The 25,545-nt window shown below is 64.7% G+C and carries 25 protein-coding genes and 1 pseudogene; 13 read left to right on the forward strand and 13 right to left on the reverse strand.

Annotated features, from left to right (window positions below):
* Positions 1 to 128: 128 nt before the first annotated feature.
* Complete coding sequence (locus GDA49_07520; GenBank protein MBC6440245.1) at positions 129 to 335, forward strand: cold-shock protein; 207 nt, start codon at positions 129 to 131, stop codon at positions 333 to 335.
* Between the two features lie 76 nt (positions 336 to 411).
* On the opposite strand, the gene GDA49_07525 is transcribed toward GDA49_07520, so the two are convergent.
* The 3 genes from GDA49_07525 to GDA49_07535 all read right to left on the reverse strand — a co-directional run bounded on the left by GDA49_07525 (position 412) and on the right by GDA49_07535 (position 3,243).
* A complete protein-coding gene (locus GDA49_07525; protein MBC6440246.1) occupies positions 412 to 726 on the reverse strand; it encodes an enoyl-CoA hydratase/isomerase family protein in 315 nt (104 codons plus the stop codon).
* Positions 727 to 799: 73 nt separating this feature from the next.
* Positions 800 to 2,410 carry a phosphoenolpyruvate carboxykinase gene (locus tag GDA49_07530; GenBank protein ID MBC6440247.1) on the reverse strand — a complete coding sequence of 537 codons (1,611 nt, stop codon included), beginning with the start codon at positions 2,408 to 2,410 and terminating at the stop codon, positions 800 to 802.
* 134 nt (positions 2,411 to 2,544) lie between these two features.
* Positions 2,545 to 3,243 (reverse strand): pyridoxamine 5'-phosphate oxidase family protein, encoded by a 699-nt coding sequence (locus tag GDA49_07535; GenBank protein ID MBC6440248.1) that lies wholly within the window; start codon positions 3,241 to 3,243, stop codon positions 2,545 to 2,547.
* Between the two features lie 128 nt (positions 3,244 to 3,371).
* Here GDA49_07535 and GDA49_07540 point away from each other — a divergent pair, with 128 nt between their 5' ends.
* From GDA49_07540 to GDA49_07550, 3 genes are all read left to right on the forward strand, one after another.
* Positions 3,372 to 4,076 carry a response regulator transcription factor gene (locus GDA49_07540; protein MBC6440249.1) on the forward strand — a complete coding sequence of 235 codons (705 nt, stop codon included), beginning with the start codon at positions 3,372 to 3,374 and terminating at the stop codon, positions 4,074 to 4,076.
* On the forward strand, positions 4,045 to 5,793 hold the full coding sequence (locus tag GDA49_07545) for a stimulus-sensing domain-containing protein (GenBank protein ID MBC6440250.1): 1,749 nt from the start codon (positions 4,045 to 4,047) through the stop codon (positions 5,791 to 5,793). The genes GDA49_07540 and GDA49_07545 overlap by 32 nt, the downstream gene beginning before the upstream one ends.
* 225 nt (positions 5,794 to 6,018) lie before the next feature.
* Positions 6,019 to 6,393: a hypothetical protein gene (locus GDA49_07550; GenBank protein ID MBC6440251.1), complete on the forward strand. Its 375-nt coding sequence runs from the start codon at positions 6,019 to 6,021 to the stop codon at positions 6,391 to 6,393.
* Here GDA49_07550 and fghA read toward each other — a convergent pair.
* The 4 genes from fghA to GDA49_07570 form a co-directional block, all read right to left on the reverse strand.
* A complete protein-coding gene (gene fghA, locus GDA49_07555) occupies positions 6,390 to 7,229 on the reverse strand; it encodes an S-formylglutathione hydrolase (protein MBC6440252.1) in 840 nt (279 codons plus the stop codon). The two genes, GDA49_07550 and fghA, sit on opposite strands and share 4 nt — an antisense overlap.
* Positions 7,230 to 7,234: 5 nt before the next feature.
* Positions 7,235 to 8,344, reverse strand: coding sequence for an S-(hydroxymethyl)glutathione dehydrogenase/class III alcohol dehydrogenase (locus GDA49_07560; GenBank protein MBC6440253.1), 1,110 nt, complete (start codon positions 8,342 to 8,344; stop codon positions 7,235 to 7,237).
* 203 nt (positions 8,345 to 8,547) lie between these two features.
* Positions 8,548 to 9,282, reverse strand: a complete 735-nt coding sequence (locus GDA49_07565; GenBank protein ID MBC6440254.1) for an HAD family hydrolase — start codon at positions 9,280 to 9,282, stop codon at positions 8,548 to 8,550.
* Positions 9,283 to 9,315: 33 nt separating this feature from the next.
* Entirely contained in the window at positions 9,316 to 10,191 is an 876-nt protein-coding gene (locus GDA49_07570; protein MBC6440255.1) for a phosphotransferase, read from the reverse strand.
* Between the two features lie 83 nt (positions 10,192 to 10,274).
* Between GDA49_07570 and GDA49_07575 the strand changes: the two genes are divergently transcribed.
* Positions 10,275 to 10,850, forward strand: a complete 576-nt coding sequence (locus GDA49_07575; GenBank protein MBC6440256.1) for a uracil-DNA glycosylase family protein — start codon at positions 10,275 to 10,277, stop codon at positions 10,848 to 10,850.
* Between the two features lie 13 nt (positions 10,851 to 10,863).
* Here GDA49_07575 and GDA49_07580 read toward each other — a convergent pair whose 3' ends face one another.
* Positions 10,864 to 11,505 carry a LysE family translocator gene (locus tag GDA49_07580; protein ID MBC6440257.1) on the reverse strand — a complete coding sequence of 214 codons (642 nt, stop codon included), beginning with the start codon at positions 11,503 to 11,505 and terminating at the stop codon, positions 10,864 to 10,866.
* Between the two features lie 185 nt (positions 11,506 to 11,690).
* A complete protein-coding gene (locus GDA49_07585) occupies positions 11,691 to 12,755 on the reverse strand; it encodes a quinone-dependent dihydroorotate dehydrogenase (protein MBC6440258.1) in 1,065 nt (354 codons plus the stop codon).
* Positions 12,756 to 12,858: 103 nt separating this feature from the next.
* Here GDA49_07585 and GDA49_07590 point away from each other — a divergent pair, with 103 nt between their 5' ends.
* From GDA49_07590 to GDA49_07610, 5 genes and pseudogenes are all read left to right on the forward strand, one after another.
* The gene (locus tag GDA49_07590; GenBank protein ID MBC6440259.1) at positions 12,859 to 13,710 is read left to right on the forward strand and encodes a branched-chain amino acid aminotransferase; all 852 of its coding nucleotides are present in this window, start codon (positions 12,859 to 12,861) and stop codon (positions 13,708 to 13,710) included.
* A gap of 7 nt (positions 13,711 to 13,717) precedes the next feature.
* Positions 13,718 to 14,014: a hypothetical protein gene (locus tag GDA49_07595; protein MBC6440260.1), complete on the forward strand. Its 297-nt coding sequence runs from the start codon at positions 13,718 to 13,720 to the stop codon at positions 14,012 to 14,014.
* A 102-nt stretch (positions 14,015 to 14,116) separates the two neighbouring features.
* A pseudogene (locus tag GDA49_07600) lies at positions 14,117 to 14,329 on the forward strand (ATP-binding protein).
* Between the two features lie 142 nt (positions 14,330 to 14,471).
* Entirely contained in the window at positions 14,472 to 15,659 is a 1,188-nt protein-coding gene (locus tag GDA49_07605) for a YcaQ family DNA glycosylase (protein ID MBC6440261.1), read from the forward strand.
* A 22-nt stretch (positions 15,660 to 15,681) separates the two neighbouring features.
* Complete coding sequence (locus GDA49_07610; GenBank protein ID MBC6440262.1) at positions 15,682 to 16,185, forward strand: GNAT family N-acetyltransferase; 504 nt, start codon at positions 15,682 to 15,684, stop codon at positions 16,183 to 16,185.
* A gap of 49 nt (positions 16,186 to 16,234) precedes the next feature.
* Here GDA49_07610 and GDA49_07615 read toward each other — a convergent pair whose 3' ends face one another.
* On the reverse strand, positions 16,235 to 17,854 hold the full coding sequence (locus GDA49_07615; GenBank protein MBC6440263.1) for a lysine--tRNA ligase: 1,620 nt from the start codon (positions 17,852 to 17,854) through the stop codon (positions 16,235 to 16,237).
* Between the two features lie 213 nt (positions 17,855 to 18,067).
* Between GDA49_07615 and GDA49_07620 the strand changes: the two genes are divergently transcribed.
* Entirely contained in the window at positions 18,068 to 20,821 is a 2,754-nt protein-coding gene (locus tag GDA49_07620) for an ATP-dependent DNA helicase (GenBank protein MBC6440264.1), read from the forward strand.
* Between the two features lie 249 nt (positions 20,822 to 21,070).
* Positions 21,071 to 21,481 carry a tellurite resistance TerB family protein gene (locus tag GDA49_07625; protein MBC6440265.1) on the forward strand — a complete coding sequence of 137 codons (411 nt, stop codon included), beginning with the start codon at positions 21,071 to 21,073 and terminating at the stop codon, positions 21,479 to 21,481.
* Positions 21,482 to 21,587: 106 nt separating this feature from the next.
* Here GDA49_07625 and GDA49_07630 read toward each other — a convergent pair whose 3' ends face one another.
* The 3 genes from GDA49_07630 to GDA49_07640 form a co-directional block, all read right to left on the reverse strand.
* On the reverse strand, positions 21,588 to 22,211 hold the full coding sequence (locus GDA49_07630) for a 5-formyltetrahydrofolate cyclo-ligase (GenBank protein ID MBC6440266.1): 624 nt from the start codon (positions 22,209 to 22,211) through the stop codon (positions 21,588 to 21,590).
* A gap of 181 nt (positions 22,212 to 22,392) precedes the next feature.
* Complete coding sequence (locus GDA49_07635) at positions 22,393 to 22,707, reverse strand: cell division protein ZapA (protein ID MBC6440267.1); 315 nt, start codon at positions 22,705 to 22,707, stop codon at positions 22,393 to 22,395.
* Positions 22,708 to 22,710: 3 nt separating this feature from the next.
* Positions 22,711 to 22,959, reverse strand: coding sequence for a DUF4164 family protein (locus GDA49_07640; GenBank protein ID MBC6440268.1), 249 nt, complete (start codon positions 22,957 to 22,959; stop codon positions 22,711 to 22,713).
* Between the two features lie 250 nt (positions 22,960 to 23,209).
* Between GDA49_07640 and tkt the strand changes: the two genes are divergently transcribed.
* Positions 23,210 to 25,162 (forward strand): transketolase, encoded by a 1,953-nt coding sequence (gene tkt, locus GDA49_07645; GenBank protein ID MBC6440269.1) that lies wholly within the window; start codon positions 23,210 to 23,212, stop codon positions 25,160 to 25,162.
* Positions 25,163 to 25,545 lie beyond the last annotated feature (383 nt).

Here is a 25,545-nt window from a genome sequence, read left to right on the forward strand (position 1 = left end):
TCGCCATGCAGCAGTGAGCGTTTATGCGCGAAGGCCGGTGATTTCCGGCAACCTTTCCCAACATCCGATTTCTGTCAACGACTCGTGACGGCCAATCCGTCGCGGACCCCAAGGAGACGTGTGTTCCCATGCCTACGGGTACCATCAAGTGGTTCAACGCCACAAAAGGTTACGGCTTTATCGCCCCGGATCAGGGCGGCAAGGACGTGTTCGTTCACATCAGCGCCGTCGAGCGCGCCGGTCTCGGTTCACTCCAGGAAGGACAGAAGGTTGCGTTCGAAGTCGTTCCCGGGCGGGACGGACGAAGCGCCGCCGACAACCTGTCGCTCGCCTGATCCGGCAGACAGTTTCGCCCCGCATGGGGACGTAGAGAGGGCCGGTCCCATGTGACCGGCCCTGTTCTATTCGGCCTCACTGAACGGACTGTTGCGCCATTTGAGCGCCGCATCGAGGCCCTCGGCCCCGGGGATCTGCTGGAACCTCTCGCCACTCCCGGTCGTGCGCATCCTCGGCACCGTCGCCCGGGATGCCATCGCCCGGGCAGAACGCGCGGCCCCCGCCGCGAATGACGACGTCGCAGCTATCGGGATCGGCGTCGGCCCCGTCGATTCGTTCGACAAGGAGCTTGCGCCTCTCTTCGCCGATTGCGTTCAGCTTGTCGGGCCGGTTGAGCGTCAGATAGCCCACGGGCGCGATGCGTTCGAGAAGGACCGGTTCGTCAGACATGACACAGGCTCCCGCCGTGTTGCTGTCCGGCGGGAGCCTGTGAGGAGCCTATGACATGGGATCGGGGCCTTTCTCAGAACGCCGGTCGGGGACCAGCCTCGCGCACCGGCTGATCGACGTAATCGGTGAAGATCTCGAAGTTCCGATGGAAGCGGCCGCAAAGATCGCGAGCCTGATCGTCATAGGCACCCTTGTCGGACCAGGTCGCCCGCGGGTTCAGCACATCGTCGGGCACATCGGGGCAGGCATTCGGCACAAGCACGCCGAAGTTCTCATCCTGGCGGAAGCTTGCCTTGGCAAGGCTGCCGTCGAGCGCGGCGTTGAGCAGCGCACGGGTGTGGCGGATCGGCATACGCTTGCCGACACCGTAGGAACCGCCCGACCAGCCGGTGTTCACCAGCCAGCAGTCGGAGCCGTGGCGGTTGATCTTGTCGGCCAGCATGCGGGCATAAACGCTGGGATGGCGCGGCATGAAGGGCGCGCCGAAGCAGGTCGAGAACGTCGCCTGCGGCTCGTTGCCCAGACCCTTTTCGGTGCCGGCCACCTTGGCCGTGTAACCCGACAGGAAGTGGTACATCGCCTGCTCGGCGGTCAGCTTCGAGATCGGCGGGAGGACGCCGAAGGCATCGGCCGTGAGCATGACAACATTGTCGGGATGGCCGGCGTGACCCGTCGGTGATGCATTCGGGATGAAGTCGAGCGGGTAAGCCGCCCGGGTGTTTTCGGTGTAACGGTTGTCGTCAAGATCGAGCAGTCGCGTGTCGGAATCCATCACGACGTTTTCGAGCACCGCGCCGAAGCGCCGGGTCGTCGCGTGGATCTCCGGTTCGGCCTCCTCGGACAAGCGGATCACCTTGGCGTAACAGCCGCCCTCGAAGTTGAAGAGTCCGTTCTCGCCCCAGCCGTGTTCATCGTCGCCGACCAGCATGCGGTTCGGATCGGCCGAGAGCGTTGTCTTGCCCGTGCCGGAAAGCCCGAAGAACACGGCGGAGTCGCCTGCCTCGCCCACATTGACCGAACAATGCATCGGCAGCACGTCACGCGGCGGCAGGAGGAAGTTGAGGATCGAAAAGACCGACTTCTTGATCTCGCCGGCATAGGACGTGCCTGCGATCAGAACGAGCCGTTCGGTGAAGTCCATGGCAATCACGGTCTGCGAACGGCAGCCGTCGATCTCCGGATCGGCGAGGAAGCCGGGCGCCTGGATGATCGTGAACTCCGGCGCGAAGTCGCAACGATCGTCGCGTGACGGCGCGATCAGGAGATGGTTGGCGAAGAGATTGTGCCAAGCCTGCTCGGTCACCACGCGAACCTTGACCCGGAAGTCAGGATCGGCCCCGCCGTAGAGGTCCTGAACATAGGCATCGCGACCCTGGTAGTAGGCCAGGATGCGACGCTTGAGCGTCTGGAACGAACCGGGCTCCATGGCCACGTTGACCTTGCCCCAGTTGACCGTGTTTTCGGTCACCGCATCGCGCACAATGAACTTGTCGCTTGCCGAACGGCCCGTGTGATGGCCCGTCAAGACGACCAGGGCACCATCGGCGGAGATATCGCCCTCGCCGTTGATGATCGCGCGCTCGTAAAGTCCGGCTGCACCGACGTTCCAGAACTCGTCAGCCAAATTCGTAAAGCCAACCGTCTCCAGCCCGACAGAACTGTGGACTGGGCCGTGGATTGCCATGCCTGCTTCGACCTCCCGGTCGTCCTGTGTCAACGGTGGGACGGAGCCCTCTGCCAGACTGCCCCCGAAATCGATCGATTCAAAGCCGATCAATCGAGGCAAGGCAACCCTCGAATCGGTTCAGGCTGTGAGAATCATTCCGATTTGCGGCCAATCTGTCCGATAACTTCCACGACAGCCGACCTCAGATCGCCAGCCGCACTCAACCGCGCCGCGAACGGAACATGTCGGGCGCGGTCGCCACTCTGAACAACCAGGCCGTCGGCATCGATGGCGGTGAACCTTGCGTTCTGATCCGCGCCGAGCAACGCGACAGCATCGGCGTGATCCTCGTGCATATGCTCAATGGCGCTCGCCTCGATCGCAGCGACGGCGCTGGCCACGTCCTCAGGAACGAGAAGGTCGTCAGGCAGGATCGTATCAATGTGCCCGAACCCGGCGACCTGATGGCCGTCCCGGACGGTCATCCGATAGAACCGAAAGTCCGCCAAATCGAGCAGCATCGCGGCCTCGGGATGGCACGCAAGGTAGCGGCGACGCATCTCCGTCCCGCAGGGTTCGACCATGCCGCTCAGGGTCAGGCGTGCACCCGTCAGCCGATCGGCATGCCCAGCCGTCCCGTCGATCAGCAGAGAGGCGCGTGCATCGGCCTTCAGATGCCGGGTGTGGCGGGCAAGGTCAGAGAGCAGGAACAGCGGCGCACCCTGCGCGTCAGTCGCCATGGCGACAAAGCTGACAAACGGCGCACCCTCGGGCGTGAGCGTCGCCAGCGTGGCATGTGAGGCCCCGCGCAGCAGCAGCCGCGCGCCCGCAATTGGTCCCGGTTCGGTCATAGTCCTGCCTTTGTCCGACCCCAAACCGGCAAGCGGGCGCAAAAGACGCCAATTCCAACTCCGCCCAAGGGGGTGCTAGACTGATGCTTGCCACTCATTCAACAACCACGCGCGCGAGCTTTCTTCCTGTGAGCCAAACCATCGCACTTGTCGACGATGACCGGAACATCCTGACGTCCGTTTCGATGGCACTCGAGACGGAGGGGTACAAGGTCACCTGCTACTCCGACAGCGTTGAGGCGCTGCGGGCGATCGGCAATACCCCGCCCGATCTCGCGGTGCTCGACATCAAGATGCCGCGCATGGACGGCATGGAGCTGCTCGCCCGACTGCGTCGCGAACAGGACCTGCCTGTCATCTTCCTCACCTCGCTTGCAGAAGAGACAGACGAGGCCCTCGGTCTGCGGATGGGTGCAGACGACTACATCACCAAGCCTTTCTCCCTGCGTCTGCTGACCGAGCGCATCCGCGCCGTCCTGCGCCGCATGGAGCTGGCGTCGGGCATGCGTGATGAAGACGATGAAGACGAGCCGCCCATGGTGCGCGGCGAGCTGGCGCTCGACCCGGCACGCCATCGCTGCACCTGGAAAGGCGACGATGTCACGTTGACCGTCACCGAATTTCTGATCCTGAAGTCACTCGCCCAGCGGCCGGGACACGTGAAGAGCCGCGAACAGCTTCTGGACACGGCCTACGACGATAACATTTATGTCGACGACCGTACGATCGACAGTCACATCAAGCGGATCCGGAAGAAGTTCCGCGCGGTCGACGATACGTTCTCGCACATCGAAACACTCTATGGCGTCGGCTATCGGTACAAGGAGGCGTGAACCGCGTCTGACGGGCTTCCAGGGGGCTGCAAACGACGACGGGCGCAGCGGCGCCGCCACCGCAGAGGATGGCGGGCAAGACGATGCGATCGACCGCAGGCCAACGCCATCGCTGACCCGCAAGCTGCTGGCGATCAACGTGATGCCGCTCGCGCTGTTTCTGGCGGGCGTTCTTTATCTCGACAACTACCGCGAAGGCCTGATCGCCGCGAAGACCGATTCGCTAAAGGCGCATGGCGAGGTGATTGCCGGTGCCTTGGGCGAAACAGTCGTGGCTGTGGGTCTCGACGACACCACCCAGCCGCCGATCACCCACATCATGGAAACCCAGGCACGCTCGCTGGTGCGCCGCCTTGTGGTGGCCGGCAGCGTCCGGGCGCGGCTTTTCCAGACGACAGGCGAGATGATCGCCGACAGCCGCAATCTGATCAGTGCGGGCGGGCTCGTGCAGGCGGAAGTCCTGCCGCCGCCCGGCGACGAACCCGGCATTGAAGGCTGGCTGCGCAAGATCGACCGCGTCGTTCTGGGTGTGACGCCCGTCTTCGGCGACTACGAGCCCTACATCGAACACGCCGTACAGACCGCTTCGGACTATCCGGAGCTCGGCACGGCGCTGGTCGGAGAAACCGGCCACGCCCTGCGCGATGCTGGTCGCGACGGCCTGATGCTGACGGTGGCCGTGCCGGTCAGCCATTACCGCCAGGTCCAGGGGGCGCTGCTGCTTTCGTCGACGCTGGAGGATGTCGAAGCGGAGCTGCGCGAGGTGCGCAGCGACATCCTGACGCTGGCGCTGATCGCCTTTGTCGCGACGGTGCTGCTCTCGATCTATCTGGCCGGCACGATCGCGCGTCCGGTCCGGCGTCTTGCCGACGCCGCCGACGACGTGCGTTTCGGTGTTGGCAAGGCGGTCTCGATCCCGGATTTCCGCAACCGTGGCGACGAAATCGGAGAATTGTCGCGGGCGTTGATCGACATGACCCATTCGCTGGAGCAGCGCATGGTGGCGACCGAGCAGTTCGCCGCAGACGTCGCACACGAGATCAAGAACCCGCTCTCGTCGCTGAAGAGCGCGATCGAGATCCTCCCGAAGATCGCCGACGACGAGCGCCACGAAACGCTCCTGCGTATCGCCACCGACGACCTGCGCCGCATCGACCGCCTGATCACCGACATTTCGGACGCCTCGCGGCTGGATGCGGAGCTGAACCGGGCCACCACGGCACCGGTCGACATCGGACGCCTGCTCGATTCCTTGTCGACCGTACTCAGGACGACATGGAGCGACGACGGACCTTTTCTCGAACTCGGGCCCGACCTCGATCGGGGCGAGCCCGGCGGCCGCTTCATTGTGCAGGGCGTGGAGGACCGCCTGGTCCAGGTGATCCGCAACCTTCTCGGCAACGCCCGCTCGTTCAGCCCGGCCGGTGGCACCGTCACCATCGGCTGCCGCCGGTCCGGCCGCTGGCTGGATATCACCGTCGCGGACCAGGGCCCCGGCATACCGTCCGGCAAGGAAGAGGCGATCTTCGGCCGTTTCTACAGCGACCGTCCCGAGGGCGAGAAGTTCGGTACCCACTCCGGTCTCGGCCTCAGCATCTCGCGCCAGATCGTCGAGGCCCATGGCGGAACGATCCAGGCCTCGAACATCCTCGATGAGGACGAACAGACGATCGGTGCCAGATTCGCGGTTCGTCTACCGGCATCGATGACACCATGAAGCACACCGTGTCGGGGGTTGTCCCCGTTTCCGGTGTCAGTGCCGGGCAACCCCGTTCCCGGCCCTCCGGTGGACTGCTCCATGGGCGGCGCCTGTTTCGTGCAGAACCAACTGTGATCACGACCCGGGTCCTGAGGTGATCGACCATGGTGTGGCACCCGCACCTGCGACAACCGTGATGGCCTCGACATGCGGCCCGGAACGCTCCCCGGGATATGACAGGGCGTGCCCGTTGTCGCCGCGGCAGATGGTGTGGTCGTCGGCACGCGCAACGACATGAACAACGTCTTCGTCGGTAACATCGGTGTCGATGCGCTGGACGGCAAGGACGCAGGCAATGGCGTTCGATGGGATCACGGCAACGGCGGGTTCACGCAATACTCACATTGCGCCGGTGACATCAATCTGGTGAGATTATATCGCAATTTCAAGGACTTGCTGTCGTCCAAGCCGTCACATCGCAGCGAGCAGGAACTGGATGGCCCGATCGCTGGCCGCGACACCGGCGCTCTCGATCGCGACCGACGAGCCGGGCGGAGCCGCGATTTCGCAGGCCGCCAGCAGCCAGACCGGGCCGATGAGCGCCGCGAGGCGAGCTAGCCGCAAAGAACCTCGGCGTGATGGGCGAAATGGTCGGCCATGAAGCTCTGGACGAACCAGTAGCTGTGGTCGTAGCCCTCGCGCATGTTCAGCGTGAGAGGCTGCCCCGCAGCGTCACATGCCGCCTGCAGCTTCTCCGGCAGAAGGTTCGGAAGAAACTCGTCGATCGAACCCTGGTCGACCAGCAACGGCGGACAACGATGGCCTGACTCGATCAGGTCGACCACGTCGTAGCGTCGCCAGGCATCGCGGTCGTCACCGAGATATCCGGTGAGCGCATTCACGCCGGGCTCGCAGTTCATTAACGAGTTCATCGGCGCAAACGCCGACACCGACTGATACATCCCGGGGTTTTTGAGCGCGAGCGAGATCGCACCGTGCCCGCCCATGGAATGCCCGAACACACTCATCCGTCCCCCGTCGGCAGGGAAGTTCTCGCAGATGACCTTGGGAAGCTCCTTCACGATGTAGCTTTCCATGCGGTAGTGCCGCGACCACGGCTCGACCGTGGCATCGAGATAGAACCCCGCGCCGGTGCCGAACGCCCAATCGTCGTCCTCGCCGTCGATCCCCGTGCTGCGCGGGCTGGTATCGGGCGCGACAACGATCATACCGTGTTCCGACGCAAGACGCTGGGCACCGGCCTTGATCGTGAAGTTCTCTTCCGTGCAGGTCAGTCCGGAGAGGTAGATCAGCAACGGCACCTTGCCGTTCGCCGCCGCGGGCGGCTCGTAAACGGCGAACCGCATCGGCAGACCGATTTCGGCCGAGCGATGGCTGTAGATGCCTTGTGTGCCGCCGTAGCAGCGATTCTTCGAGACCGTGTCGAGCGCCATCACGGTCAGTAGACCACCACGGAGCGAATCGACTCACCTTCATGCATCAGATGGAAGCCGTGATTGATGTCTTCGAGCGGCATGGTGTGCGTGATCATGTCGTCGATGTTGATCTTCCCATCCATGTACCAGTCGACGATCTTCGGCACGTCAGTGCGGCCCCTGGCACCACCGAAGGCCGTGCCACGCCAGACACGACCGGTGACCAGCTGGAACGGCCGGGTCGATATCTCCTCGCCCGCACCGGCAACGCCAATGATGATGGACTCGCCCCATCCCTTGTGCGCGCATTCCAGCGCCTGACGCATCGTCCTGACGTTGCCGATGCACTCGAAGCTGTAGTCGGCACCACCCTTCGTAAGCGCGACCAGATGGGCCACGATGTCGCCGTCGATCTCCTTCGGATTGACGAAGTGGGTCATGCCGAACTTCTTGCCGAGCGCCTCGCGGGCGGGGTTGAGGTCGACACCGACGATCATGTTCGCACCGACCAGGCGCAGGCCCTGGATCACGTTGAGGCCGATGCCGCCGAGGCCGAAGACGACACAGTTCGTGCCGGGCTCGACCTTGGCCGTGTTGATCACGGCACCGATACCGGTCGTCACGCCGCAACCGATGTAACAGATCTTGTCGAACGGCGCGTCCTCGCGGACCTTGGCTACAGCGATCTCGGGCACCACCGTGTGGTTGGCAAACGTCGATGTTCCCATGTAGTGGAAGAGCTTCTTGCCACCGATGGAGAAGCGGCTGGAACCATCGGGCATCAGGCCCTGGCCCTGCGTGACACGAATGGCCTGGCAGAGATTGGTCTTGCCCGAGGTGCAGTACGCGCACTGACGGCATTCCGGCGTGTAGAGCGGGATGACATGATCGCCCTTCTTCAGGCTCGAAACGTTCGACCCCACATCGACCACCACACCGGCACCCTCATGGCCCAGGATCGCCGGGAAAATGCCTTCCGGGTCAGCGCCCGACAGCGTGAAGTGGTCTGTGTGGCAAATACCGGTCGCCTTGACCTCGATCAGGACTTCACCCTCACGAGGCCCCTCCAGATCGACTTCCTCGATGGTGAGCGGCTTACCGGCTTCGTATGCAACAGCAGCGCGGGTCTTCATGGCCATTTCCCCTGAAACTCAAGACATGAAAGTTAATCAGCCGGTATCGTGACGGCGCGAACACATGAATTCAAGCCGGTGTGACGCGAAAGGTCTTCGACGCGCTTGCGTCCACCATAATCCTCGGCCCCCAGATTCGCGCTCGTTCGCGCTCGTTCGCGCTCGAGGCGGCCGAAGAAGCGCTTTCGCCGCTCAGCCAGTCATCACGAAGCGGCGGGCCTGCCCGACAAGAGATCAGGCAGGTCGGCAACGCTGTCGATCACGACGTCGAAGTGATCGGCAAGTTCGTGAGCCGGTGCTGCACCGGTGCAGACGCCGATCGCAGCGCCGAAACCTGCGGCCAGAGCCATGTTGGCGTCGGCAGCGGAATCGCCCACCATGGCGGCATGCTCCGGCGCGATCCCGGCTGCCCGGCAGAACGCCAGGCCCATGCCGGGCCCCGGCTTGCCACCGTGTCCGGCATCGGCGCCGGTGACAAACGCCATCATACCGGCGACACCCAGGAACTCGGCAGTCCACAGGGCCGATTCGGTGTCGTCGTTGGTCGCGATGCCCAGGATCAGTCCGCGGTCCCTCAGGGTTGACATCAAGGGCTGCATCTCGGCCGTCGGAACGACCTCGCCAGTAGCATGTTGCGCGAACGTGGTGAGGACGATCTCGTCGATGTCCGATGGCGCACGATCGCCCAGAACGTCACGCCAGATCCCGATCAGCTCCTGGTTCGTTCCACCGGCAAGGATGGATGCAGGGCTGAGTTTGTCGGCAACCCGGTCATAGCCGGATTCCAGCAACATGCGGTCGGCGACGTCGGCTGTCGCATAGGTCCGCGCAAGCTCGTCGGCCAGTTGGCAGCAAGCAGGCATCCACGTGGCAAGGAAATCGATCAGGGTTCCGTCCTTGTCGAACAGCAGCCCCTTGATCGTGCTCCAGTCGATCATGCGACTCATCCTCCAAGCGCCGCCGGAACCATCTCAGCGTCCCTCCAGCGCAACATGGAGTCGCGCACCGAACCGTTCGCGACGCGCGTTGATCTCCGGCGTCCAGTCAACGCCGTGGCCGTCAGACCGCCGACGTCGGGCAAGACACCACGTCAACGATACGAGGCAGCACACGGCGCGCCAGGCGGCGAACCTGTCTCTGTCGCTCCGCTCCCAGCCGAACGCGTCGAACAGAGCATTCTCTTCTTCGGCGGACAGGTCCGCCTCCTCGGCAAAATAGGCCGGGTCCCACATCGCATGGCTGCGCGCCGAATACTCCCAGTCCAACATGACGATCCGATCGCCGGTATCGATCAGGTTCTGCGGAACCGGATCGACGTGAGCGCAGACCCGTTCATCGCCATCGGGAGCAGCCGCCGCTCGCAATCGCTCGACCCCATGCCATGCCGGACCAACCGCGCGGTCATCCTCTGGCACCGGGATCGACGCGTCCGCCAGATAACGCGCGATCTTCTGCCAAGGATCCATACTGCCCTGAAAGCCGGACATCGCCTTCAGATCCTCCAACACGGCGGCAAGCCGCACGAATACGGCAGGTGTGTAGGGGCGAGGCAGCCGATCCAGAGTAGGGCCGGAAACAAAGCCCGTGACGAGGCAGCCGGCAGCAGGATCGGACAACACGACGTCGGGCGCAAGCCCGCGGTTTGCAGCCAGCATCAGGTTTTGATGCTCGTTGCGGCGGTTCACCAGGCCATGGGTCTCTTCGCCTTCGATCCGGACGACGATCCCTGTTCCATCCGCTGGAACAAAATGGCTGCGGTTTCCCGTGCCCGAGAGCAAGCGCGTCCGGGACTCGAGCTCCGGGTCCAGACCGAGACGCCCGAGAACATCGCCGAGATGACTCAACATGTGATGCTCCATGTGATGCTCCGGCTTGCCGATCGCACCGTCGATCGACACAGTCGGGTGCGATGGCCCGCTCCAGGAACGACATGCAGCGCCTGCTGCGAAAGATTCGGACGTGTACGGTCTGCGCCCGACATCTTTCCCATGGTCCGCGTCCTGTGGTGCGCGCCAATCCGACCGCCCGTCTCCTTCTGATCGGCCAGGCCCCGGGTCTCCGGGTTCATGAAAGCGGCATCCCGTGGAACGACCGGAGCGGTGAACGCTTGCGCGCATGGACCGGCATTGACCCCGATGTCTTCTATGACGAATCCCGGGTTGCCATCGTGCCCATGGGGTTCTGCTTTCCCGGCACCGATCCGAAGGGCGGGGATTACCCGCCACGACCGGAGTGCGCACCGCTCTGGCATGAAGCCCTGCTGAGCCGTCTCGGCGAGATCAGCCTCACGCTGCTCATCGGAGGTTACGCACAGACCTATCATCTCGGCGCTCGGCGCAGAAAAACGATGACCGAAACGGTCGCCGCATGGACGGACTACCTTCCCGATATCATCCCCCTGCCCCATCCTTCCTGGCGCAACACCGCCTGGTTGAAGCGCAATCCGTGGTTCGAGGCCGAACTGGTTCCGGAACTTCGACAGCGCGTCTCCGAGGTTCTCGCCTGAGCCGTCGAACACGTCAGAGGCGCCAAGCAAAATCGAGCAGACCGTACAGTCCGAATCCGAGGATCACCATGCCGGAGATGGCATTCATCCACTTCAGGCCCTTCTGCGTGAATCGCTGTCGAAACACCGATGCCACGCTCGCGAGTAAAAACCACCATGCCGCTGCACCGACGAAGATACCAACAATGACGAGCCATGAATCAAGCAAGCCGTCGGTTGTTTCGGAGATATGAAACTGCGCAAGGATCGCCAGGAAGGCGAGAATCGTGATCGGATTGACGATCGTCACCGCGAACGCCGAGCCGAAAGCGTGAAGAAGCGTCTCGTGGTACAGTTTCGATGAGGCGCCGTCAGCCATGACAGCCCGATTGTTGCGCGTTGCAACGGTCCGCACGCCGATGCCGATCAGGACGAACGATCCGAGAGCCTGAATGACGGGGCGGTGCTCCTGAAGAAAGCTCTCCACGACGGCCACGAAAAAAATCGCCAGGGCACCAAAAACCGCGTCGCCGACCGCGGCACCCAATCCGGTTCCGAAGCCGACAATCCGTCCATCGAGCAAGGTTCGCTGAATGCAAAGGACCGCAACAGGTCCGACCGGCGCAGCAACAAAAAAACCGACGACGACCCCCGTAAACAAAAGGACCAGGTCCATACGTTTGCCCCGCAATCGCCCTTCCAAGCCGGCGGCTTTGGTTTAGCGCCTCGGACAAGGGGGCGCAAACCGATCGATCCACGGTTGCGCTGGACCGAGGCAGCAGAGCCTGCGATCTGCAAAGCTGTTCCAAGGAGCGGCCGTCAATTCCTCTGGGCTCGCAGGCGCTGCGTCACACGTGATCGCTAGGCGTCACGACCCACGGCTTCGCCGATTGTCGACAATCCGTCTCGATTGAGGCGATGTACCAGGCCGTCGAGAATCTCCGCGACAAGTGCTGGCCCTCCGTAGGCCATGCCCGTGTAAAGCTGAATCAGCGATGCGCCCGCACAAATCTTCGCATAGGCCGTGTCAGCCGAGTCAATCCCGCCGATACCGATCAAGGGCAGTTTTCCGCCACTTGCCCGGTAGACCCTGCGCAGCAGGTCCGTCGACATGTCGAAGAGAGGGCGGCCGGACAGGCCTCCGCCCTCTTGTTTGTGTTGGCTCGACAAGCCACCGGGGCGCGAAACGGTCGTGTTGGCGATGGCGACTCCGTCGAAGCCTGTCTCGACAGCCAACTCTGCAGCGGCCACCGCATCATCGACGGCAAGGTCGGGAGCAAGCTTGAGGATCAGCGGCGGCGTGCGCGATGCCTCGCCCGTCTCACCCGCCGCCCGGTCCCGGACGAGGGCCTCGAGCAGCGGTCGCAGCGACGAGACAGCCTGCAGATCGCGAAGTCCGGGGGTGTTGGGTGACGAGACGTTGACGACCACGTAATCCGCAAAGCCTGCCAGACCGGCGAAGGCCGTCCGGTAGTCGGCGATCGAGTCGTCCGAGGTCCTGTTTTTGCCGATGTTGATGCCGAGCAGTCCATCCGGTCTGCGTCGCGCCAATCGAGCGGCCATGGCCTCGGCACCACCGTTGTTGAAACCCATGCGATTGATCACGGCGCGGTCTTCCGCCAGGCGGAACACCCGGGGTTTCGGATTGCCGGGCTGCGGTTTGGGCGTCACGGTTCCGACCTCGACAAAGCCGAAGCCCAATCCGAGCATCGCGCCGGGTACCCTCGCATCCTTGTCGAAACCGGCCGCCAGACCGACGGGATTGGGAAAACGAAGGCCAAAGCACTCCGTCCCGAGCGTGTCGTTGTCCGATCGGTCCCGCTGCCCTGCCAGACCCAGCTCCAGGGCCAACAGTGTGAGATTGTGCGCCGTCTCGGGATGGAGCCGGTGCAGCAGCGGACCGACCCATCGAAAGAAATCGGGCACGCGTTCTGCCTTCCGTAGCGGTCCGAAACTAACCCAGCGACAGGCCCGTGCACAGCAGGGCCCGGGCGTGCTAAGCAAGCGACCCTCAACCTCTGGAGAAGCCATGGATCAGCTCACCTATCACCAGGGAAGCTTCCACGAAGGCAACCCGATGATCATGGGACCGCTCGACCAGTCGTTCTGGTTTGCGACCATGATCTTCGACGGTGCGCGTGCCTTTGATGGCGTGATGCCGGATATCGAGCGGCACTGCCAGCGCTGCCTGAACTCCGCTCAGGTCATGGGCATGGAACCGAAGGAGACGGTTGAGGACCTCGTCGAACTGGCGGGCGACATGGCGCGCAGGTTCCCGAGCGACAAACAGCTCTACATTCGGCCGACCTACTGGAGCGGCCAGAGCGATTCTCTCTGGGAAGTTGCCGATCTCACCAGGTTCCTCATGGTCCTCGAGGTCGCGCCGATGGAGGAGCCGACAGGCTTTTCAACATGCCTCTCGGAACTGCGCCGGCCAGCCCCCGACATGGCCCCGACTCTCGCCAAGGCCTCCTGCCTCTACCCGACATCGGGTGATGCCGTACGCCGCGCTCGGGCGAAAGGATTCGACAACGCAGTGATGCTCGATTTCGAGGGCAACGTCGCCGAGTTCGCGACATCGAACCTGTTCTTCGCGAAGGACGGCCAGGTGCACACGCCTGCCGACAACAAGACGTTCCTCGCAGGCATCACGCGCAAACGCGTCATCAGCCTCCTGCAAGATGCCGGGTACGACGTCGTCGAACGATCGGTCACCTATGACGAGGTCACGCAAGCCGACGAGGTCTTCTCCACCGGCAACTACAGCAAGGTCATACCCGTCACCAGGGTCGACGACCGTGATCTGCAGCCCGGCCCCGTCTACCGCAAGGCGCGCGAACTCTATTTCGAGTTCGCCCGCGATGAGGGAACCAGGCTTTAGGCCCGCGATGAACGAACATCACGAAATCGACAAAGGCTGGTGGAACGCGGTCATGCCCCCTCAGACCCAAAGCGATTTCCATGACGTCGACGCTTTCCCGGGCGGCCGCAACACGCCCGGTGCCATCGAACGGGAGCCCGCCGGCGAAACCGACCACGCTGATTGGAACCACAGGATTCGGTGTGACTCGCGGTCGTTCAACCGGGGCATCGCCGATATCTTCCCGACGTTGGAAGCCAGGGGCCTGACCGTCTGCGAAGTCCGCGAGTATCATCATGACACCGGGCATCATTTTCCGACATGACCAAGGGCGAAAACGGCTATTGGTACCGCAGCAAGGAGCGAAACGCATTCCGTTGCTGCCGGGTTTCAAGGCGAAATGGTGAGCGGTTCGGGAGGTTGATCCGTGCAGTTTGAGGGAACGGAAAGCTACGTTGCGACCGGGGACCTGGCGGTTTCGGTCAACGCCGCGATCACGCTGCAGAGGCCCTTGCTGATCAAGGGCAAACCCGGCACGGGCAAGGCGGTGCTGGCGGCCGAAATCGCAAAGGCGCTCGGCAAGCGGCTGACCGACTGGACCATCAAGTCCACGACCAAGGCACAGCACGGTCTCTATGAAACCGCGCCCCGCAACACCGAACCGCGCTGCTGCGCAAGCAGGCTACTGAGCGACCGGACACCATCGGCGGCAGCGAATGATCCCCAGCGAGCAGGCTTCAACACGGTCACGAAGGCGCTAAGGTCCCGGCATGTCCGGACCCATGGTCATAGATTGCCGCACGGTACGCCGGCTTCTGCTTTCGCTTCAGGGGCTCGCTGACGATCCCGGCCGAAAGATGCGGCGTGACGATCTCTACAATCTCATCGAACGCATGGGGTTTGTCCAGCTCGACAGCATCGTCACGGTCGAGCGCGCCCATCACCTCACGCTCTTCTCGCGCAACCAGACCTATCGGCGGCGCGATTTCGATCGTCTCCTCGACAAGGACCGCCGCCTCTTCGAGCACTGGACACACGATGCCAGCATGATCCCGATCCGCTGGTTCGGCCACTGGTCGTATCGCTTCGAGACCATGGGCAGAAGGCTCAGCGACAGCGCCTGGTTCGTCGAGCGCATCGGCCCCGACGCCGACAAGGTGATCACAGCCGTGCTCGATCATGTCCGCGCCAATGGACCCACCATGTCGCGCGACCTTGAGGATCCCGACGGCACCCGTGCCGGACCCTGGTGGGGCTGGGGCCCGACCAAGGCCGCGCTCGAATACCTCTGGTGGTCCGGCGCGCTGTCGGTCGTGCGCCGCGTCAACTTCCAGAAGGTCTACGACCTCACCGAACGGGTGATTCCCGACAATTACCGTGACGACACGCCGGATCGCACAGCGCATATCGAGTGGGCCTGTTCCACGGCGCTTGATCGCCTCGGCATCGCCACCCCAGGCGAGATCGCCAGGTTCTGGGACCTGATCAAGCCCGCCGAATCCAAAGCCTGGGTCGAGGCCAACCAGCATCGCCTCCAGACCGTCATCGTCGAACCGGCCGGTGGTGGTCGACCGCGGCCATCGGTTGCCTGGGCGCATCTCGGGGACCAGATTGCCGCCCTGCCGGAGCCTCCCTCGCGCCTGCGCTTCCTCAGCCCATTCGATCCCGTGGTGCGCGATCGCAACCGCGCCCTGCGCCTCTTCAACTTCGACTACCGCTTCGAGGCCTTCGTCCCGGAGCCCAGGCGAAAATATGGCTACTACGTCCTGCCGCTGCTCGAAGGCGACCGCATGGCGGGCCGCGCCTGCATGAAGTTTCACCGCGACAAGGGTCGTCTCACGGTCAACAATCTCTGGTGGGAGACCGGGGTGAAGCCTGGAAAGGGTCGCATCGCCGCGCTCGAGTCCGAGCTCGAACGGTTGCGCCGGTTCCTCGGTGCCGAGACCGTCGCCGTCACCGGGGGCATCTGAAGAAAGCCACCCGAGGACCGCCATGCACGACCGCCCCCGTCTCGTTCCCGATGACTTCGACGTGCCGGAGACGCTTGAGCATCCGCGCTTCCGTCTGCGCATCCTTACGGTCAACGATCTGATCAAGGACTACGACGCCGTCATGGCAAGCGTGGAGCATCTCCAGACCACATTCAGCCCCGATGGCGATGGCACCTGGCCCGAAGGTCTGACGCTTGAGGAAGACCTGATCGATCTCGGCTGGCACCAGCGTGAGTTCACCATCCGAAGCTCGTTCGCCTACACCATGATGACGCCCGACGAGAGCCGATGCCTCGGCTGCGTCTACATCAACCCGACGCGCAAGCGCGGCCACGACTGCAAGGTCACCATGTGGGTGCGCGCCGACGAACTCGCGAGCGGCCTCGACGATGCGCTCTACGACGCCGTCCGCACCTGGATCGACGAGGGCTGGCCCTTCGAAGCGCCCGCCTATCCGGGGCGGGCGATTTCCTTCGACGACTGGGCCGCGTTGCCGGTCTCCTGAATGACCTCGCTGCCGGAGCGCGCGGAACGCACGGCCTTCGGCACCGCCATCAGCCGCGGGCGGTTCCAACTGAGTGCGATCCGCTCCGGGCGGCGCTGCCATGGCCCCTGGCAAGCATCTCGCGCATCAGCGCCAGGGTCTCGTCGCGGCCATAGAGCGCCGCGAAGCTGCCGAAGCGCGGCCCCTGGCTCTGGCCCAGCAGCACCTCGTAAAGCGCCTTGAACCAGTCGCGCAGCGGCTCGAAGCCGTGTTCCTTGCCAACGGCATAGACCTCGTTCTGGAAGCTCTCGCCGTCGGCGTCGGCCGGCAGGGCCTCGAAGCGCCTGGCCAGGGTCTCGAATGCCGCCCGCTCCCGGGCGCTCGGCGCACGGTAAGACTTCGCCGGTTTCACGAAGTCCTGGTAGTAGTTCACCGCCAGCTCCGCCAAACGGTCCAGAAACGGCCTGGTCCCGGGCGTCGCACCGGGCAGGTAGCGGCTGATGAAACCCCACAGCACGGCCTTGTCCTCGGCGTTGCACACGCCCGCCAGGTTCAGGAGCATGCCGTAGCTCAGCGGCTGGTCCTCGACCGGGGGGTTGCCGGCGTGGAGATGCCAGACCGGATTATCAATCGCCTTGGCGTCCTGCCCGCTGAATGCCGCCAGGTACCGGGCGTACTCGTCCACATGGCGCGGGATGACGTCGAAGGAGAGGCGCTTCGCCGTGCGCGGCTTCTGGTACATGAAGAGCGACAGGCTCTCCTCCGTGCCGTAGCGCAGCCATTCGTCAAGCGTCAGGCCATTGCCGCGCGACTTCGAAATCTTCTCGCCGTTCTCGTCCAGGAAGAGCTCGTAGTTGAAACCTTCCGGCGCTGGCCCACCGAGCGCACGGCAGATCCGGCCCGAAAGCTTCACCGAGTCGATCAGGTCCTTGCCGGCCATCTCGTAGTCGACGCCGAGCGCATACCAGCGCATGCCCCAGTCGGGTTTCCAATTGAGCTTGCAGTGCCCGCCGGTGACCGGCACCTCCTGCTTCGAACCGTCCTCGTCCTCGAAGATGATCGTGCCGTTCTCGAGATTGCGTTCGAGCGTCGGCACCAGAAGCACCCGCCCGGTCTGCGGCGAGACCGGCAGGAAGGGCGAATAGGTCTTGCGCCGTTCCTCGCGCAGGCTCGGCAGCATGATGTCCATCACGGCATCGAACCGCTCGAGCACCCGCATCAGCGCGTCGTCGAATCTGCCGGAGGTGTACATCTCCGTCGAACTGACGAACTCGTACTCGAAGCCGAAGCGATCCAGGAACGAGCGCAGCATGTCGTTGTTGTGCGCCCCGAAGCTGTCGTGATGGGTGTCGAACGGGTTGGGTACCCTGGTCAGGGGCTCGCCCAGATGTTCGGCCATCATCTCCCTGTTCGGCACGTTGTCGGGGACCTTGCGCAGCCCGTCCATGTCGTCGGAGAAGGCGAACAGCCGGGTCGGCACATCGGCGAACAGCGAGAAGGCATGGCGCACCATGCTTGTACGCGCCACCTCGCCGAAGGTCCCGATATGCGGTAGGCCCGAGGGGCCGTATCCGGTCTCGAAGAGCACATACCCCTTCTCCGGATCCTTCCCGCCCAAGCGTTTCACCAGCTTCCGGGCCTCTTCAAAGGGCCAGGCCTTGCTGGTTTGCGCGTGGTCTCCGAGCGACATTGCCGGGGTGCTCCGTCAGGGGTTGGAATTGGGCGCGGAACCTGATGCGTGAATCCGCTCCGAATCCTGGGGACCCAGAGCATATCCCGTTCAGATTGATTCAATACGAACGGGATATGCTCTAGTCTTCCACAGTCCGGGTCGCAAGTTCGCACGCGGTCCTCGGCAAGCCTTTCTCTGGCCGCCGCAAGTCTGTACTCCGAAGGCATGACCATGAGCCTCGAAGCCGCCGGTGGCTGGCGCACCGCACCCACCATGGTCGCGGGCGCGGCCGGCACTGTGTGGCTGACACCCGACGGTGAGCCCGAAGAGATCGACCGTGCGGAAGCGCGACGCCGCTGGGAGACCGGGCCCGCACCGCTGATCTGCCATGCCGCCACCATGCGCCGCCGCACCGGCACACGCAGCGCGCCCGCCTTCGACATCCTTGAGCTCGTCGCCTTCGTCCGTCCCGCCCGTTTCGTGGTGCCGACACCGCGCGGCCTGGCGCAGGCGCTCGATCTGGCGGACCCTCACGATCTGACCGATCAGACGATTGCCCTGCGTCACGCCGCCAGTCTCCTGCTCGACGAACTGCGCCGGCAAGAGCCGATCCCGCAGAACCGGGCCGGCCGCATCGCCGTCGCCATGATCAACGGCGGCTGGCTCTGGGGCGGCGATGTTGCCGATGCCCTGGCGCTCGATGCCTCGGTCCGGCCGTCACTCGATGTCTGGTCGAAGCTCGACGAGTGGAGCGAGACCGCGCCGCGCACCCCGGCCGGCCATCGGCCGGTCTCCGGGGACGAGGTTCACGAACGCCTCACGACCCTGCTCGGCGACGATGCCGAACAACGGCCCCAGCAGGCCGAGTACGCCATGGCACTCTCCCCTGGTTTCGCACCCCGCCAGCAGGTCGGCGAACCCGAGGCGGTGATCGCCGAGGCGGGCACGGGCGTCGGCAAGACACTGGGATACGTCGCGCCCGCCAGCGTCTGGGCCGAGAAGAACAAGGGCACGGTCTGGATCAGCACCTACACCCGCAACCTGCAACGCCAGGTCGACCAGGAGCTCGACCGCCTCGTCCCCGACCCCGCCGCCAAGCGCCGCCGCATCGTCATCCGCAAGGGTCGCGAGAACTACATCTGCCTCCTGAACCTCGCCGAGGCCAGCCAGGTCATCACCGGCCGTCCCAACGAAGCCATTCCACTCGGTCTCGTCGCGCGCTGGGTCTCGGCCACCCGCGACGGCGACATGACCGGCGGCGACTTTCCCGGCTGGCTCGTCGAGTTGCTCGGCAACGCCCGCACCCTCGGCCTCGCCGACCAGCGCGGCGAGTGTGTCTACTCGGCCTGCCCACACTATCAGACCTGCTTCATCGAACGGTCGATCCGGCGCGCGCGTCAGGCCGACCTTGTCGTTGCCAACCACGCGCTTGTCCTGATCCAGGCCTCGCTCGCCGGCGACGAAGACCCCAACCTCCCCACGCGTTACGTCTTCGACGAGGGTCATCACCTCTTTGATGCCTCCGACAGCGTGTTTTCAGCCGAACTGACCGGCCGCGAGGGCGAGGACCTGCGCCGCTGGCTGCTCGGCGCCGAAGGCCGGCGCTCCCGTGCCCGCGGTCTTGCCCGGCGGATCGGCGACCTGATCGGCGACGAAGGCGAGGAACCGCTCGAACAGGTCCTCAAGGCGGCACGTTGTCTCCCGGCCGAGGGCTGGCGCCAGCGGATCGCCGACGACAGGCCGCGCGGCCCGACCGAAGGGTTCCTCGCGCTGGTTCGCCAGCAGGTCCTGGCCCGCAATAACGAAAACGACCTCGGCTACAGCCTTGAGTGCCCCACCGCACCGCTGATTGACGGCATCGCCGAAGCGGCGAGCCTGCTCCACGACGCCCTCGGCGAGCTTCACCGTCCGCTGGCCGCACTCGCCAGACATCTCGCCACCGAACTCGACGACAAGGCCGATGAGCTCGACACGGCCACCCGTCTGCGCCTCGATGCCATGATCCGCGGTATCGACCGGCGCGGCCTCACGGTGGTCCGCGCCTGGCGCCAGATGCTCGAACAGCTCCAGTTCGAAACGCCCGATGCGTTCGTCGACTGGTTCTCGCTCGACCGTGTCGCGGGCCGCGAGATCGATGTCGGCATGCATCGCCACTGGGTCGACCCTGGCCTGCCCTTTGCCGAGAACGTCGTCGCCAAAGCCCACGGTGCCATCATTACGTCGGCCACCCTGCGCGACGCCATGCCGTTTCCCCCCGACAACCCGGATGCCGACAACCCGGATGCCGACAGCCGTGACGGCTGGCAGGCGGCAAACCTGCGCACCGGCATGCGCCATCTCGCCAGGCCGCCGACCGAAGCGGCCGTCGCCTCGCCCTTCGCCTATCCCGAACTGACCCGTCTTCTGATCGTCACCGACGTGTCGCGCAACGACCCGGCCCAGGTGGCTGCCGCTTTCCGGGAGCTGTTCCTGGCCTCCGGCGGCGGCGCGCTCGGCCTCTTCACCGCCATCGCCCGCCTGCGTGACGTCCACGGCCGCGTTGCCGAGGCGCTCGAACACGCCGGTCTGCCGCTCTATGCCCAGCATGTTGACGCCATGGATACCGGCACGCTGGTCGACATCTTCCGCGCCGAGGAAGACGCCTGCCTCCTGGGCACCGACGCCATGCGCGACGGCGTCGACGTGCCCGGCCGCTCGCTCCGCCTGATCGTCTTCGATCGCGTCCCCTGGCCGCGCCCCGACCTCCTGCACAAGGCGCGGCGCGAGGCTTTCGGCGGCAGCTGCTGGGACGATCTCATCACCCGGCTGCGCCTGCGTCAGGCCTTCGGCCGCCTCGTCCGCCGCGCCGACGACCGTGGTGTCTTCGTCCTGCTCGACCACGCGCTGCCCTCCCGCCTGCTCACCGCCTTCCCCGAAGGACTGGAGGCGCGACGGCTGGGTCTCGCCGACACCATCGCCGAAATCCACGACCACTTGAGAAGCTGATCACAGCCTCCCTCGACAAACGCAGGGTCCGTTCCCGGAGCATATCCCGTTCCGATTGAACCCATCCGAACGGGTGACGATGCTCCGAGTCTTTCGATGCAGGACGGATTCACCCACCCAGTTGGAAACGCAGGCGGTTCCAACTGGGTGCAATCCGCTCTATATTCCTGCGGATCGGTGCCTTCAGGTGCGCCCCCATCTCGACGTTACCGGCCCGATCGCGGCCGCTCAACCGGAAGGGACAAAGTCATGACCCGGCTCGACCACCATGCCGCGCTGATCTACACAATGGTTGTGGTATCGGCCGCCGACGGCAGCATGGACGATGAGGAACTCCGCACCATCGGCGATATCGTCCGTCACCTGCCCGCTTTCCGGGGCTTCGAGGAAGAGCAGCTGCCCCGCATCGCCGAGGCCTGTGCCTCGCTCCTGAGCGAGGAAGACGGCTTCGACACCGTCATCACCATCATCGGCGAGAATATCCCGGCCAGGCTGCGCGAGACAGCCTATGCCATCGCCTGCGACATCGCCGCGGCCAATCTCGAGGTCGATGAGGGCGAGATGACCGTGCTCCAGCAGATTCGCTGGTGCCTCGGCATCGACCGCCTCACCGCCGCCGCCATCGAACGCGGCTCCCACGCCCGTCACCAGACGGTCTGACACAACACTCCGTCACTGCGGCAGCGTTTCGGGCGGCAGCGCAGGACATGCCGCAGGCGCCGCTCTGGCCCTCGCCTCGGGAAACCCTGGCTGAGGAATCACACCATCACACCTTGAAGGCGTCGTTCTCGGTGACGATCCAGTCGAGCCGGGCATCGTGTTCGTCATGCGGGACGCTGGCCACTTCGAGACCGGCGAAGCAGACGCCGACGGCGATGGTGTTGGGGTTGCGCTGGCGCAGGTCGGCAAGGGTGCGGTCATAGAACCCGCCACCGTAGCCAAGTCTGTAACCGTCGGAATCGAAGGCCATCATGGGCACCAGCACCATCTCGGGGATCACCTGCGGCGCATCGGGCGGCGGCGTGGGAATTCCCAACGCACCCTCGACCAGGTCCATGTCGGGCGTCCATTCCAGAAAGGTCAGCGGCCTGCCCTTGCCCTTGACCACCGGCATGCCGACCGGATGGCCGAGCATCTCGGCGACCTCGGCAAAGGGCATCACGTCGAACTCGTCGCGCACCGGCAGATAGGCCGCCACGGGTGCCTCGTCGGGAAAGCCCGGGGAATTCAGGAAATGGTCGCATGCCATTTCGCCGGCCTGCGGTTGGGCGGCATGCAGCGCCTTGCGCCGCTCAAGGCACCTGGCTCGCAGCGCGGCTTTTTTGTCGTTCGTATCCATGGGGTTCATGTTCATGGGGTTCATGTGGGGCGGCACCACCGTGGCCGTCAACCGGAACACATTCCACCGTGGCCTGCATTCGCAGGTGGGCGCCGTGATAACGAGGGCACACCCCCGCCAGGGACAGCTCCCGGGTGATGTGCATTGGCCCCAGGGAATATATGGTCAACGCACCGGGCAGACGACCGCCCCGCGCTCCTTATATGACAGATTGCGGGTTGGCGAAATCGCCTCAGGACGCTTCGAGCCTGTCCGCAAGACGGTCGAGCCGTTCGGCCAGCGCCTCGATCGACCGGGCGCGCCCGGCCTTGCCGTCGTCGTTCGACCGCACCTGGCCACCGCCTTCGCGCAGGTCCCAGAGTTCGTCGGCCAGAAGCAGGCTTGCCATGACCAGAAGTCGCTGATCGCCGACATTGCCGAGCGCACTGACAAGGTCCTGAACCTTGCTGTCGACGAACGATGCCAGACCGGTGATCCGCTCTTCCTCTCCGGGTCCGCACGCGACCTTGTAGCTGCGTCCGTTGATCTGGACCGACACCTCTGCCATCGCCTAACGCCCCAGCACCGACTTGAGCTCGACGATAACCCCGTCGAGCCGTCCGCTCACATCCGTCATGCGACCCTCAAGCTCCCTGTGCTTCTGCATCGCACTGTCGAGCGCGTCCGAAAGGCGGCGGTTCTCGCCCTCCAGTTCGCTCAACGCCTCACCCTCCGTCCGGTTGCAGAGACGGTTCAGTGCTGTTTCCAGACGCGTGATCGCCTGGTCGAGCTTCGCGATAGCCGCGTCCTCGGTGCTCATTGTTTGCCCTGGATCAATACCTTGCCGCCGGCTGCAAGGATAACGGCTTGTCAGGCGCGGATAAAGCACCTCTGGACAACATCCAATTCCCGGACCGACACCGCTCATCGCCGGTTGACGCTCCAGAACGTGAAAGCCAATGTAGGAGAGGATCAGGTCGGACCGTTTCGGCTCCTCATACCGAAGATCTGTGACGTTGGAGATCTGTGACGTGAACGACAGCGCGACGGGCCAGGTATCGGAACGTGCGATGGCGAATGCCATTCGTGCCCTGGCGATGGATGCCGTGCAGGCGGCGAAGAGTGGTCACCCCGGCATGCCCATGGGCATGGCCGATGTCGCGACGGTGCTGTTCGGCCGTTATCTGAAGTTCGATCCTGCCCGGCCCGACTGGCCGGACCGCGACCGTTTCGTGCTCTCGGCCGGTCACGGTTCGATGCTGATCTACGCGCTGCTCCATCTCACCGGCTATGCCGACATGACGATGGACGAGATCCGCAACTTCCGGCAGCTCGGCAGCCGCACCGCCGGCCATCCCGAGTACGGCCACGCGGACGGTATCGAAACCACCACCGGCCCACTCGGCCAGGGTCTGGCCAACGCCGTCGGCATGGCGCTCGCCGAACGCGTGCTCAACGCGCGCTTCGGCGATCTCGTGAACCACCGGACCTATGTCATCGCCGGTGACGGTTGCCTGATGGAGGGCATCAGCCACGAAGCCGCCTCCCTGGCCGGCCATCTCAGGCTCGGCCATCTGATCGTGCTCTTCGACGACAACGGCATCTCGATCGACGGACCCACGTCGCTGGCCGAATCCGACGATACGCTGAAGCGCTTCGACGCCTGCGGCTGGGACACCGGGCGCGTCGACGGTCACGACACCGACGCCGTGGCCGCCGCGATCGAACATGCGCAGGCGAGCGACCGTCCGAGCCTGATCGCCTGCCGCACCACGATCGGTTACGGCGCACCCAACAAGCAGGGCACGGCCGCAACCCATGGTGCCCCGCTCGGCGACGAGGAGATCGCCGCCGCCCGAACCGAACTCGGCTGGTCTCACGAGCCCTTCGTGATCCCCAATGACATTCTTTCGGCCTGGCGCGCCGCCGGCACACGCGGCACGGCAGCGCGGGAAGCCTGGGAATCGGCTCTGGCGGCAGCCGATGCCGGCGATCGTGCCGAGTTCGAGCGACGCATGACCGGCGATGTCAGCGACATCGCCGCCAGGGCGACCGCAGAGCACATTGCCGGACTCCTGGCCGCCCCCCGGGCTGTCGCCACACGCAAGGCCAGCGAACTCGCGCTCAACGCTCTCACCGAAGCCCTGCCCGAGATGATCGGCGGATCGGCCGATCTGACCGGCTCGAACAACACCCGCACCGGGCCGATGGTCGATGTCGCGCCCGGCGACTACGGCGGCTCCTACGTCCGCTACGGTGTGCGCGAGCACGGCATGGCCGCGGCCATGAACGGCATGGCGCTGCACGGCGGTGTCATTCCCTACGGCGGCACATTCCTGGTCTTCACCGACTATTGCCGCCCGGCGATCCGCCTCGCCGCGCTCATGGGCCTTCGTGTCGTCTTCGTCATGACCCACGATTCCATCGGCCTGGGCGAAGACGGCCCGACCCATCAGCCGGTCGAGCACGTCGCCAGCCTGCGCGCGATCCCGAACCTCAACGTGTTCCGCCCCGCCGATGCGGTCGAGACGGCCGAATGCTGGGAACTCGCGCTGTCGACCATCTCAACGCCCTCGGTCATCGCCTTGACCCGTCAGAGCCTGCCCCAGGTCCGCACCGAAGCGGTCGACGGCAATCTCTGCGCCAGAGGCGGATATGTCCTGCGTGATGCCGAAGGCGACGCCGGTGCGACGATCGTCGCGTCGGGCTCGGAGGTCGAGATTGCCCTGGCCGCCAGCGATGCGCTGCAGGCCGACGGGGTCTCGACCCGTGTCGTTTCAATGCCGTCATGGGAGCTGTTCCGCCAGCAGGACGATGCCTATCGCGCCTCGGTCATCGATCCGGCGACCGCCTGTGTTGCCGTCGAGGCAGGCTCGACCTTCGGCTGGTCCGACATGATCGGTTCTGCTGGCGGTGTCGTCGGCATGTCGTCGTTCGGCGCGTCCGCGCCGCACGAGGCGCTCTATGATCACTTCGGCATCACGCCGGCTGCGGTGGCCGATGCCGTTCGGAAACGCCTTTAATACCAAGGCCTGTCATACCAGGGCGCGTCGATCGGCACGCATGTGCCCGGTTCCCAGTGCCCGGTTCCCCGATCCGATTGACGATCCGATTGAGGTGATGCGATCCGGGTCCTTGATCGACCTGTTCCAGGCCTCGCCACAGTTCGCCACGATGGGTGCGTTGATCCCCCTGGCGCGCGAGGACGGGTGCCGCGCCTGGCCCGGCGGATGTCGCGGACCGTGTCGGGCAAAGGGCCGCCGCAGTGTGTCGGCGAGCCCCAGGCCCGGCTTTGTCGGGCAGCGGAAAAACCGGCCTTGTCGGTCAGCGAAAAAAGTTCCAACGAGGCTTGACCCCCGGCCCTTCGACCCGATATGGTCGGCTTTCGTCGAGGATGTCGACAAAC

The organism is Rhodospirillales bacterium (assembly GCA_014323865.1).
In the GTDB taxonomy this organism is placed as follows: Bacteria; Pseudomonadota; Alphaproteobacteria; order SP197; family SP197; genus SP197.

Excerpts from the sequence above, each read along its gene's own strand:
- GDA49_07575 (MBC6440256.1), top strand. The coding sequence starts at position 10,275 with ATGCAGCGCCTGCTGCGAAAGATTCGGACGTGTACGGTCTGCGCCCGA.
- GDA49_07615 (MBC6440263.1), bottom strand. The coding sequence starts at position 17,854 with ATGTCGCTCGGAGACCACGCGCAAACCAGCAAGGCCTGGCCCTTTGAA.
- GDA49_07625 (MBC6440265.1), top strand. The coding sequence starts at position 21,071 with ATGACCCGGCTCGACCACCATGCCGCGCTGATCTACACAATGGTTGTG.
- GDA49_07520 (MBC6440245.1), top strand. The coding sequence starts at position 129 with ATGCCTACGGGTACCATCAAGTGGTTCAACGCCACAAAAGGTTACGGC.
- GDA49_07610 (MBC6440262.1), top strand. The coding sequence starts at position 15,682 with ATGCACGACCGCCCCCGTCTCGTTCCCGATGACTTCGACGTGCCGGAG.
- GDA49_07560 (MBC6440253.1), bottom strand. The coding sequence starts at position 8,344 with ATGAAGACCCGCGCTGCTGTTGCATACGAAGCCGGTAAGCCGCTCACC.
- GDA49_07530 (MBC6440247.1), bottom strand. The coding sequence starts at position 2,410 with ATGGCAATCCACGGCCCAGTCCACAGTTCTGTCGGGCTGGAGACGGTT.
- GDA49_07565 (MBC6440254.1), bottom strand. The coding sequence starts at position 9,282 with ATGATCGACTGGAGCACGATCAAGGGGCTGCTGTTCGACAAGGACGGA.
- GDA49_07635 (MBC6440267.1), bottom strand. The coding sequence starts at position 22,707 with ATGGCAGAGGTGTCGGTCCAGATCAACGGACGCAGCTACAAGGTCGCG.
- GDA49_07595 (MBC6440260.1), top strand. The coding sequence starts at position 13,718 with ATGAACGAACATCACGAAATCGACAAAGGCTGGTGGAACGCGGTCATG.
- GDA49_07640 (MBC6440268.1), bottom strand. The coding sequence starts at position 22,959 with ATGAGCACCGAGGACGCGGCTATCGCGAAGCTCGACCAGGCGATCACG.
- GDA49_07590 (MBC6440259.1), top strand. The coding sequence starts at position 12,859 with ATGGATCAGCTCACCTATCACCAGGGAAGCTTCCACGAAGGCAACCCG.
- GDA49_07545 (MBC6440250.1), top strand. The coding sequence starts at position 4,045 with ATGGCGTCGGCTATCGGTACAAGGAGGCGTGAACCGCGTCTGACGGGC.
- GDA49_07525 (MBC6440246.1), bottom strand. The coding sequence starts at position 726 with ATGTCTGACGAACCGGTCCTTCTCGAACGCATCGCGCCCGTGGGCTAT.
- tkt (MBC6440269.1), top strand. The coding sequence starts at position 23,210 with ATGGCGAATGCCATTCGTGCCCTGGCGATGGATGCCGTGCAGGCGGCG.
- GDA49_07580 (MBC6440257.1), bottom strand. The coding sequence starts at position 11,505 with ATGGACCTGGTCCTTTTGTTTACGGGGGTCGTCGTCGGTTTTTTTGTT.
- GDA49_07535 (MBC6440248.1), bottom strand. The coding sequence starts at position 3,243 with ATGACCGAACCGGGACCAATTGCGGGCGCGCGGCTGCTGCTGCGCGGG.
- GDA49_07605 (MBC6440261.1), top strand. The coding sequence starts at position 14,472 with ATGGTCATAGATTGCCGCACGGTACGCCGGCTTCTGCTTTCGCTTCAG.
- fghA (MBC6440252.1), bottom strand. The coding sequence starts at position 7,229 with ATGGCGCTCGACACGGTCTCGAAGAATCGCTGCTACGGCGGCACACAA.
- GDA49_07620 (MBC6440264.1), top strand. The coding sequence starts at position 18,068 with ATGAGCCTCGAAGCCGCCGGTGGCTGGCGCACCGCACCCACCATGGTC.
- GDA49_07570 (MBC6440255.1), bottom strand. The coding sequence starts at position 10,191 with ATGTTGAGTCATCTCGGCGATGTTCTCGGGCGTCTCGGTCTGGACCCG.